The organism is Pseudomonas sp. FSL R10-1339, from assembly GCF_009600545.1.
In the GTDB taxonomy this organism is placed as follows: Bacteria; Pseudomonadota; Gammaproteobacteria; order Pseudomonadales; family Pseudomonadaceae; genus Aquipseudomonas; species Aquipseudomonas bubulae.
Genome location: NZ_WIVQ01000126.1, coordinates 1 through 9,934 on the forward strand (window position 1 = coordinate 1; position 9,934 = coordinate 9,934).

Below are 9,934 nucleotides of genomic sequence, written 5' to 3' on the forward strand. Positions count from 1 at the left end.
TCTTTCAGGCGTACGGCTTCTTCCACGGCGATTTCGCAGAAGGGGTTCATCGACATCTTGACGTTGGCGAGGTCAACGCCGGAGTTGTCCGCTTTGACGCGCACTTTAACGTTGTAATCGACCACTCGTTTGACAGCTACAAGAACCTTCATGGATTCCTCGTTACTCTCCGGTGAAAAGAAAGTCGCCTAGGCGAACCTGGCGGTTGATGCTCGTCAGCACAAGGGCACCTCCAAAGATCGTTGCCTTATTAATAGACGGGTACCAGCGACTGCCCCTGCGACCGTCTGTCCGATGTGACTAACAAGTCATCCACCAAAAGGACGTGTAAACTCCGCTGCAAAAATGGCAGGCTCCCACTGGCTCATGCCTGTGCCCTGTCTTTAGAGGTGCTCTTGAAACCGACAATCAGCCTACGGCGAGCGCAAAACCGACCGTATCTTGACCGGAACACCATTTGCGGTCAATACAGCAAATGGGCCAGTTTTAAGCCGCGCGTCTTTGATTTGTCTGGGTTGCAGTGAATTCAAACAAACGTTTGTATTGGACCCTGCCAGTGGTGTAGATATAATGCCCGACCTCATAGAGAGAGCGGCGCCTCATCCATTGCGTCCTTGGCCTGCGTCGAGGGAATAATGGATGAAACGCCAAACCTCCAATTAGAAAAATACCGTTGAGCCTTGAGTAGGAGAGAACCTGTGGAACGCGAATACATGGAATTCGACGTGGTCATCGTCGGCGCCGGCCCTGCCGGTTTGTCCGCCGCCTGCCGCCTGAAGCAGAAGGCCGCCGAAGCCGGTAAAGAAATCAGCGTCTGCGTGGTTGAAAAAGGCTCCGAAGTCGGTGCTCATATCCTGTCCGGTGCGGTCTTTGAACCTCGCGCCCTGAACGAGTTGTTCCCGGACTGGAAAGAGCTCGGCGCTCCGCTCAACACTCCCGTTACCCGCGACGATATTTATGTACTGCGCAGCGACAGCACCGCGACCAAGGTGCCAGACCTGTTTGTGCCGAAAACCATGCACAACGAAGGCAACTACATCATCTCCCTGGGCAACCTGTGCCGCTGGCTGGCACAGCAGGCCGAAAACCTGGGTGTAGAAATCTACCCGGGCTTCGCTGCTCAAGAAGTGCTATTCGACGAAAACAATGTGGTTCGCGGGATCATCACCGGCGACCTGGGCGTTGACCGCGAAGGCAACCCCAAGGAAGGCCTGTACACCCCGGGCATGGAACTGCGTGGCAAGTACACCCTGTTCGCCGAAGGCTGCCGCGGTCACCTGGGCAAGCAACTGATCGAACGCTTCAAGCTCGACAGCGACGCAGATGCCCAACACTACGGTATCGGCCTGAAAGAAATCTGGGAAATCGACCCGGCCAAACACCAGCCAGGCCTGGTGGTGCACACTGCAGGCTGGCCGCTGGACATTATCAGCAGCGAAAACACCGGCGGTTCTTTCCTGTATCACCTGGAAAACAACCAGGTAGTAGTTGGCTTGATCGTTGATCTGTCCTACAGCAACACCTTCCTGTCGCCATTCGACGAATTCCAGCGCCTCAAGCATCACCCGGTGCTCAAGCAGTACCTGGAAGGCGGCAAACGTATCAGCTATGGCGCTCGCGCCATCTGCAAAGGCGGCCTGAACTCGCTGCCGAAAATGATCTTCAACGGCGGCGCATTGATCGGTTGCGATCTGGGCACCCTGAACTTCTCCAAGATCAAAGGCAGCCACACCGCGATGAAGTCCGGCATGCTCGCAGCTGAGGCCGTGGCTGACTCGTTGCTCGCCGACTCCGAAGGCGGTGATGCACTGAACACCTACGTTGAGGCCTTCAAGGCCAGCTGGCTGTTCGACGAACTGTTCGCCAGCCGCAACTTCGGTCCGGCACTGCACAAGTTCGGCCCTATCGTGGGCGGTGGTTTCAACTGGCTTGATCAGAACATCTTCGGCGGCAAACTGCCGTTCACCCTGCACGACACCAAGCCTGACTACGCCTGCCTCAAACAGGCCAAGGACTGCAAAAAGATCGACTACCCGAAGCCGGACGGCAAACTCAGCTTCGACAAGCTCAGCTCGGTATTCATCTCCAGCACCAACCACGAAGAAGAGCAGCCTTGCCACCTCAAGCTGCGCGACGCGAGCATCCCGATCAGCGTCAACCTGCCGCTCTACGACGAGCCTGCTCAGCGTTATTGCCCGGCGGGTGTGTACGAAGTGATCACCCAGGAAAGCGGCGAGAAGCGCTTCCAGATCAACTCGCAAAACTGCGTGCACTGCAAAACCTGTGACATCAAGGACCCATCACAGAACATCACCTGGGTAACCCCGGAAGGTTGCGGCGGGCCGACTTACCCGAACATGTAAGTCTAAAAAAGGCTCCTTCGGGGGCCTTTTTTATTGCCCCCGGATTTGTGGGAGCGGGCTTGCTCGCGATGGGATCGCCCAGGTTTGCCTGACAGACTGCGCTGTGCGCATCGCGAGCAAACCCGCTCTCACACCGCGCCCGTCACACCGACTGACTAGCACCCCACCCCTTCATGACCGGGGCTGCGTTCGAAGTAGCGCTTGTACTCGCGACTGAACTGCGACGTACTCTGATAGCCCACCCGCTCCGCCACCTGCGCCACCCCCAGCCCCTCACTCAATAGCAACTGCTGCGCCCGCAACAGCCGCAACCGCTTGAGATACTGCACCGGCGACAACAAGGTGCTGCGCTTGAAATGCTCATGAAAGGTCGACGCGCTCATATTCGCGCAACGGGCCAATGTCTCGACATTCAGCGGCTGTGCGAAGTGTTCATGCAAGTAGCTCAATGACGCCGCCACCCGGGCAAACTGCCCTTGCTGCTCAACCAAAGCCCGCAACACACCCGCCTGCGGCCCCCGCAAGGCCGCGAACAGCACCTCGCGCAACCTCGCCTGCCCCATGATCCGGCACTCCAGAGGGTCGTGCAGGCAACGCAACAGGCGCTCGACCGCCTGGCGCATATCGTCATCCAGCACCGCCGAGGTCATCGACTCCGGAGTTTGGGCAACTGCACTGCGGTCAGGGGCCAGGCCCATGGCCAGTACCAACTCGCCCAGTACCGCTCGGTCGATGCTGATAGCAACACCCAGCAATGGCATTTCTTCCGAAGCGAAGGTTTCACACTCAAAAGGCACCGCCAGCGCCTGCACCAGATAATGTCCGGCACCGTATTCCAGGGTGCGCTGGCCCAGATAGGCCAACTTACTGCCTTGAGCAATCACCATTAGGCTAGGCTCATAAATCTGCGGCATTCGGGCTACTACCCGGCAGGCAGAAACTACCCGGACTTCGGGCAACAAGGTCGACACAAAACCGGTTTGTGTCGCCAGCGGTTCGATCAGAGACACCAGAGCGGCGTTCTCGTCACGGTGACGGGTCAAAAGCATGGAGAAAGGTTCGCAGGAGGAATAGACAGCCGCATCTTCGCAGAATTGGTCAATAAAATGGCAGCCACCCCGTCAATCCGGAGTATTAGGCATGACAGGCGGAGGAATCGTCATAGTCCTGAAAGGCATGTAAGCGCAAAATTGCGCCCTGTTCACAGTCAACGTTTCGCGAGGTTCTCATGTCCACTGTTACTTATAACGCTATCGGTTATGCCGCCCAGAATGCCAAGGCCCCACTGGCGCCCATGCCGTTCAACCGTCGCGCACCGCGACCGGACGACGTCGCGATCGAAGTGCTGTATTGCGGTGTCTGTCACTCCGACATCCACCAGGCGCGCAATGACTGGGGCTTCGCGACTTACCCGCTGATGCCGGGCCATGAAATCATCGGCAAGGTCACCGCCGTTGGCGACAAAGTTACCAAGCACAAGGTCGGCGATCTGGTCGGCGTGGGCTGCATGGTTGATTCGTGCCGCACCTGCTCGGCCTGCAAGGAAGACCTGGAGCAATACTGCCTGGAAGGCATGACCCAAACCTACGCCAGCCCGGACCGCATCGACGGCACGCTGACCATGGGCGGTTACTCGGACAAGATGGTTGTCAGCGAACACTTCGTACTGAGCATTCCGAAAAATCTCGACCCGGCCAGCGCCGCACCCCTGCTGTGCGCCGGCATCACCACCTACTCGCCTCTGGTTCACTACGGCGTGGAAGCGGGCGACAAGGTCGGTATTCTGGGTATGGGCGGCCTGGGCCACATGGGCATCAAGTTCGCCAAGGCTCTGGGCGCTGAAGTGACCCTGTTCACCCGCTCCGAAGCCAAGGCTGAAGAAGCGCGTCGCCAGGGCGCCGACCATGTGATCGTGTCCACCGATGCCGAGCAGATGAAAGCCGCTGCCGGGCACTTCGACTTCCTGCTGGACACCATTCCGGTGCCGCACGACCTGAACCCGTACCTCGAAACCCTGACCTTTGACGGCGTACACATTCTGGTGGGCCTGATCGAGCCGGTTGAGCCGGCACTGAACGCCTTCAACCTGGTGTTCAAGCGGCGCGTACTGGCCGGCTCGCTGATCGGCGGCATTGCCGAAACCCAGGAAATGCTCGATTTCAGCGCCGAGCACGGGATTACCTGCGATATCGAAATGCTCGACATCAAAAACATCAACGAAGCCTTTGAGCGCGTGGTGAAAGGCGATGTGAAATACCGCTTTGTGATCGATATGAAAACGCTGAAAGCCTAAATGCGTCTTTGTGGGAGCGGGTTTCCCGCTCCCACAATCACTGGGCCTAGGGCTCAAGCCCTATCGGGAAAAACTCGCCAGCGCTCCACACGCCCAGCCAGTTTTGCCCATCGATTTCAGCAACCACCGCCAGTTCTATCAACTGATAGAACACATTGCGGTGGATCAGCGCTTCAAGGTTACGCCGTACATGCAGGTAAGGCGCAGGCTCCTGGGTCTCGGGGTTAATGACGAAGTGCAGCGGGTGCTCGCTGCCAGCGCTGACCGACTCATCGACATTGGTGGTAAAGCGCAGCACTTGCTGCTCCCCCACCCCTTCCACGTCCAGAGCGACCGCTACAAAAGGCGCGTCATCCACTTTGATGCCGACCTTTTCGACCGGTGTGATCAGAAAATATTCATCACCATCGCGACGAATGATGGTCGAGAACAATTTGACCATTGGCTTGCGACCGATCGGCGTACCCATGTAATACCAGGTGCCATCACGGGCGATACGCATATCGATGTCCCCGCAAAAGGCGGTATCCCACAAATGAACGGGCGGCAGCCCCTTGTCGGCCCTGGGGATTTGCGCCAGCAAATTGCTGACGTCTACCGGCTCGCTCATGGTGCTCTCCTCGACTTATTGATCGCTCAAGCCTATCAAGCTGCGGGCGTACTTGGCGAGCGGCGGGCCAATCAGGTCGGCGGGCTTGTTGTCATGGAACGTCAGCAAACCGCCACGGCTGCGAATGGTGGCGGTGTCGATCAGGTACTGAGTGCTGGTTTCGATCAACATCAGCTGGATCACCCCACTGTCGATGCCCAGGCGGCTGATTTCTTCCTGATCGAGCCATTCGTCGCTGTTGCCGATGCGGTCATCGGCCCGGGCAAAGCGGGTGTACAACAGGTAGTGGGCGCCAAAATTACGCGCTTCGGTCATGGCCTGATCGAGCCCCACCGGCTCCTTGGCCCGGCGCACCATGGGGAAGTATTCGACAAAACCGTTGAAAGCTTCTTCGGCAACGATATTGGGCCGCACATACGGATCGCCGATCGGTGCAAAAGGCCCCTGGGCGATATAAATAAAGGAATCAGGCTGAATGCGCAGCGAATTGCTGCGACGTGTATTGCTGTGATCGAGCAAACCGGCGTCGCTCATTTGATAGCGCGCGCCCTCGCCCAGATCACTGACGCTCATGCAGCCGCCCAGCGCCAAAAAAGCCAGCAACACAATCAGACCACGCATCCCGCTCTCCCGAAAGCCGATGACAAAAAACCGGCGAATAGCCCCGAGATGCAGATTACGCGCCAACACCCTCCTCCCCTGTGGGAGCGGGCTTGCCCGCGATGGCATCAACTCGGTGTATCAGCAAGACCGGGTTGCCAGCATCGCAGGCAAGCCCGCTCCCACTCAGATTGTTAGCCGCCGATGATTTTCATCACCGTAGCGCCGCCCGAGAAAGCCACGTCCTGTTTGTCGCCCAGGGCTTTCATCAATAAACCTTGCAGCGCTGGCAATGCCTCGTGGCGCGGCTTGTTCAGCAGATCACCCACATAGTGGCGATTGCTCGATGACAGGCAACCATGCAGCCACCCCGTGGACGACAACCGCAACCGCGAGCAGGTCCGGCAAAACGGCACGCTTTCGTTGGCAATCACGCCGAAATACCCGTGCCCGGGAATCTGGTAACGCACCGCCGTGGCGTCGATGGGCGCATCAGCCTGCAGGTATTCATGATGCTCGCCAATCAGCGCCAACAACTGCTGCAAGCTGACGAACTGCTGCAGGAAAGCATTGCCATCACTGGCCAGGTGCCCCATGCGCATAAGCTCGATAAAACGCAGCTCGTAACCACGCTCAAGGCAGTACTCCAGCAGCGGCATGACCTGATCCAGGTTCTGCCCGCGCAGCGGCACCATATTGACCTTGATTTTGATCCCGGCCTCACGCGCCTGTTGCATGCCATCGAGCACCGTTGCCAGGTCTCCGCCCCGGGCAATGCGGCGGAATGCTTCTGGGTCAAGGGTATCGAGGGAGACGTTGATGCGAGCGATGCCCGCGTCCAGCAGCAACGGCAGTTTGCGCGCAAGCAATTGGCCATTTGTAGTCAGGCTGATATCACCCAGGCCGAGCCGGCCGACTTCACGCATAAAGGTGTCGAGCTTGGGGCTGATCAGCGGCTCACCGCCGGTGATGCGCAAGCGCTCGATGCCTGCAGCTTCGATCAGATAGGCCACGCCGCGCACCATGGCTTCGGCCGACAGCTCATCCTGTGCCGCCACCAGCCGTTTACCGTTGGGCACACAGTAAGTGCAGGCATAGTTGCAGGCTGAAGTCAGGCTGATCCGCAAATTGCGAAAACGTCTGCCTTGGCGATCAACGATCATGAATGACTCCGGCGCGGGGGAAATGGGTCGCTGCAAAACCTGACTCATAAATCAGGTTTTGGCAAGACCCAAGCCTGAGTATAAGCCTCAAGGCCATAAGCCATGAAGGCAAATACAGGCTGTGGTTACTCGACTGCCGGGGTGTCGGTGTCACGCTTGCGCTTGTTGCCCATGCGCACGCCGATGTCCATCAGGAACTGGAAAAAGCCCTCCTGATCTTCCAGCACATTGCTCCAGAACGGCGAGTGATACAGCGCCACCGCACCATGCACCAGGGCCCAGGCCGCGCAATAATGGAAGTAAGGCGGCACGTCTTCGAGCTTGCCTTCGCTGATGCGGCCCTTGATCAGCAGGGTCAGGCGCTCAAAGTTGGAAGCGCGGATCTTGTGCAGCTCTTCGACCAGTTCAGGCACCTGATTGCCCTTGACCACCTTCTCTTCAAGGCGATCAAACAATCGGTAGCGCTGCGGGTCGCGCATGCGGAACTCAAAGTAGGCACGGGACAGCGCCTCCTTGTCTTTATCCACATCGGCGGAATGCAGCAGCTCGTTCAAATCGCGCTCGTAATCGAGCATCAGGCGCAGGTAGATTTCGGCCTTGGACTTGAAGTGCTTGTAGATCGTGCCTTTGCCGATACCCACGGCATCAGCGATCATCTCGACGGTGACACTGTCTTCACCCAGGTCGAGGAACAGCTTGAGCGCGGTATCGAGAATTTCTTGCTCACGGCGACGAAACTCACGGACCTTACGGGGTTCTTTGTGCATAAGAAAAGGTCTGTTCGGGTCAAAATCGAAGCGGAGTATTATGCATTAGTCACGCTAAATTGCACGGATCATCCTGCATATCGATGGGTTCAAACGATTTACCCACGATTAGATGAGCACTCAAGCGAAGCTGGGGTATTCCAAATCTGTTTAAAAAACGATCAGCTGCGGCTGGACGTTCGACAAAGCTGACCAATACTTATCATGTCGGCGTGACATCCCCCCCAAAGTGCTGCGCCGATATTGGCCGCAATGGAATGTGTGCCTTTGTTTTACTCCTAATGGTCTTAACCCGGATTCCCCAGAGCCCGGGTTTTTTTTGCCTGCTGTTCAGTTAAACGCCAAACCTGTAGGAACGGGCTTGCTCGCGACACAGGCAACTCGGTTTAGCAGACACACCGCAGCGATCCCATCGCGAGCAAGCCCGCCCCCTCAAATCCACGCAATCATCTGACCCGTGCCAGCGGGAACAGGCGCTTGAAGTTTTCGGTGGTTTGCTCTGCAAAGCGTTCGTAGGACTCACCGCGCAACATCGCCAAAAACTCAGCCACTTCACGCACGTATTGCGGCAGGTTTGGCTTGCCACGATGGGGGATCGGGGCGAGGTAAGGCGAGTCGGTCTCCACCAGCAGCCGGTCGGCAGGCACCTGACGGGCCACATCGCGCAGGGCATCAGCATTGCGAAAAGTCACAATCCCCGACAGCGAGATGTAGTAACCCATGTCCAGCGCCGCCCTGGCCATGTCCCAGTCTTCGGTAAAGCAATGCAGCACACCGGCCTGCGGCAACGCTGCCTCACGCAACATGTCCAGGGTATCGGCGCGGGCACCGCGGGTGTGGATCACCACCGGCTTGCCGGTCTGTTGTGCCGCCTCCAGGTGAACCCTGAACGACAGTTGCTGCAAATCGGCTGCTTCAGGCTCGTAGTGGTAGTCCAGGCCAGTTTCACCAATGGCCACCACCCGTGGGTGATTCAACTCGCCCAACAGCCAGTCAAGCGCCGGTGCGGCACCGGGTTGTACGTCCAGCGGGTGGACGCCCACCGAGCAGTCCACATCGGCATAGCGCTCAGTCAGGGCTTTGACATCGGCCGCGTTGTCGGCGCTTACGCCAATGCATAGAAAATGCCCGACACCACGTTGGCGCGCAGCCTCAAGGGCGGCATCCAGCGAGCCGTCATGGGCGCTCAGATCAAGACGATCGAGATGGCAATGGGAGTCAACCAGCATACAAAAAATTACCTGTTTATCAATTCAGTCAGATCAGCGCTGGCCGGGCAGGCCTGCCCACTGCACCAGCAACGCTTCAAGCAACAGATCACGGTTGAGGTTGGCCTTGCTCAAGACCTTCTGGCGCTGGGCAAGAATCCAGTCCTGAATAGTCAGGACTTTGTCCTGCGCAGTCTTCTGCGCCAGGTACTGCAGCACTTTGCGCATGTCCTCCAGCCCGAGACCGGCTTCGTCCTGAGTCAGTTGATAGCGCAGGATCAGGTTCGACCAGTCGCAAAACCAGTCAAAGAGCAACAGCAGCGGGATGGCTTTCCAGCTTTCAGCCAACTGACTGGCCGACAACTCGCGCTTGAGCAGTTTTTTAACCCCCTCAACCACCGCCGCACGCTGCTCGCGCACACCCTGGGCCTGCAGCTTGACGGCCACCAGGGGGGAACCGGCTGCCAGAGTCAGTAATTCGACCCGCTCGGCCTCAGGGATATCGGGCAGCGCATGGGCCAGCCATTCAAGGCTCAGCGCTTCACTTGGCAACGGGCAGGCCTGCTGCACACAGCGGCTGCGAATGGTCGGCAGCAACCGGCTGGACTGATGACTGACCAACAGCAAGACAGTGTTGCCCGAGGGTTCTTCAAGGCTTTTGAGCAAGGCGTTGGCGGCGTTGATGTTCATCGCCTCCACCGGCTCGACCAGCACCACCTTGCGCCCGCCCAACTGGGCGGTCTGCACCACAAAACTGACCAGATCACGCACCTGGTCTACCTTGATCGCCTTGTCAGCCTCTTCAGGCTCAAGAATGTAGTTGTCGGGGTGACTGCCCGCCGCCAGCAACGAACAGGACTTGCACGTACCGCAAGCCTCAAGCCCGACCGGCTGCTTGCACAGCAGGCTGGCCATCAGCCGCTCGGCCAG

Annotated in this window: 9 protein-coding genes and 1 pseudogene; 2 read left to right on the top strand and 8 right to left on the bottom strand. The window is 58.2% G+C overall.

The features are described from left to right. A pseudogene (locus GHO03_RS22280) lies at positions 1-152 on the bottom strand (electron transfer flavoprotein subunit beta/FixA family protein); the annotation flags it as partial. A gap of 546 nt (positions 153-698) precedes the next feature. On the opposite strand from GHO03_RS22280, the gene GHO03_RS22285 reads away from it, so the two are divergent. Beyond that, positions 699-2,363 carry an electron transfer flavoprotein-ubiquinone oxidoreductase gene (locus GHO03_RS22285; RefSeq protein WP_372241782.1) on the top strand — a complete coding sequence of 555 codons (1,665 nt, stop codon included), beginning with the start codon at positions 699-701 and terminating at the stop codon, positions 2,361-2,363. Between the two features lie 155 nt (positions 2,364-2,518). On the opposite strand, the gene GHO03_RS22290 is transcribed toward GHO03_RS22285, so the two are convergent. Then, positions 2,519-3,412 carry an AraC family transcriptional regulator gene (locus tag GHO03_RS22290; RefSeq protein WP_095003166.1) on the bottom strand — a complete coding sequence of 298 codons (894 nt, stop codon included), beginning with the start codon at positions 3,410-3,412 and terminating at the stop codon, positions 2,519-2,521. A gap of 179 nt (positions 3,413-3,591) precedes the next feature. Here GHO03_RS22290 and GHO03_RS22295 point away from each other — a divergent pair, with 179 nt between their 5' ends. Next, positions 3,592-4,656, top strand: coding sequence for an NAD(P)-dependent alcohol dehydrogenase (locus GHO03_RS22295; RefSeq protein WP_133144881.1), 1,065 nt, complete (start codon positions 3,592-3,594; stop codon positions 4,654-4,656). Between the two features lie 46 nt (positions 4,657-4,702). Here the strand turns inward: GHO03_RS22295 and GHO03_RS22300 are convergent, their stop codons facing one another. The 6 genes from GHO03_RS22300 to GHO03_RS22325 all read right to left on the bottom strand — a co-directional run. After that, positions 4,703-5,266, bottom strand: a complete 564-nt coding sequence (locus tag GHO03_RS22300) for a DUF1285 domain-containing protein (protein WP_153400546.1) — start codon at positions 5,264-5,266, stop codon at positions 4,703-4,705. 15 nt (positions 5,267-5,281) lie between these two features. Beyond that, positions 5,282-5,887 carry a DUF4823 domain-containing protein gene (locus GHO03_RS22305; RefSeq protein ID WP_095003163.1) on the bottom strand — a complete coding sequence of 202 codons (606 nt, stop codon included), beginning with the start codon at positions 5,885-5,887 and terminating at the stop codon, positions 5,282-5,284. A 173-nt stretch (positions 5,888-6,060) separates the two neighbouring features. Beyond that, positions 6,061-7,029: a GTP 3',8-cyclase MoaA gene (locus tag GHO03_RS22310; RefSeq protein WP_095024459.1), complete on the bottom strand. Its 969-nt coding sequence runs from the start codon at positions 7,027-7,029 to the stop codon at positions 6,061-6,063. A 125-nt stretch (positions 7,030-7,154) separates the two neighbouring features. Next, positions 7,155-7,796, bottom strand: a complete 642-nt coding sequence (locus tag GHO03_RS22315) for a TetR/AcrR family transcriptional regulator (protein WP_019827947.1) — start codon at positions 7,794-7,796, stop codon at positions 7,155-7,157. Positions 7,797-8,242: 446 nt separating this feature from the next. Beyond that, a complete protein-coding gene (locus GHO03_RS22320; RefSeq protein WP_095039428.1) occupies positions 8,243-9,025 on the bottom strand; it encodes a TatD family hydrolase in 783 nt (260 codons plus the stop codon). A gap of 33 nt (positions 9,026-9,058) precedes the next feature. Next, the coding region (locus GHO03_RS22325; RefSeq protein ID WP_153400547.1) for a DNA polymerase III subunit delta' at positions 9,059-9,934 on the bottom strand (876 nt) is incomplete at its 5' end.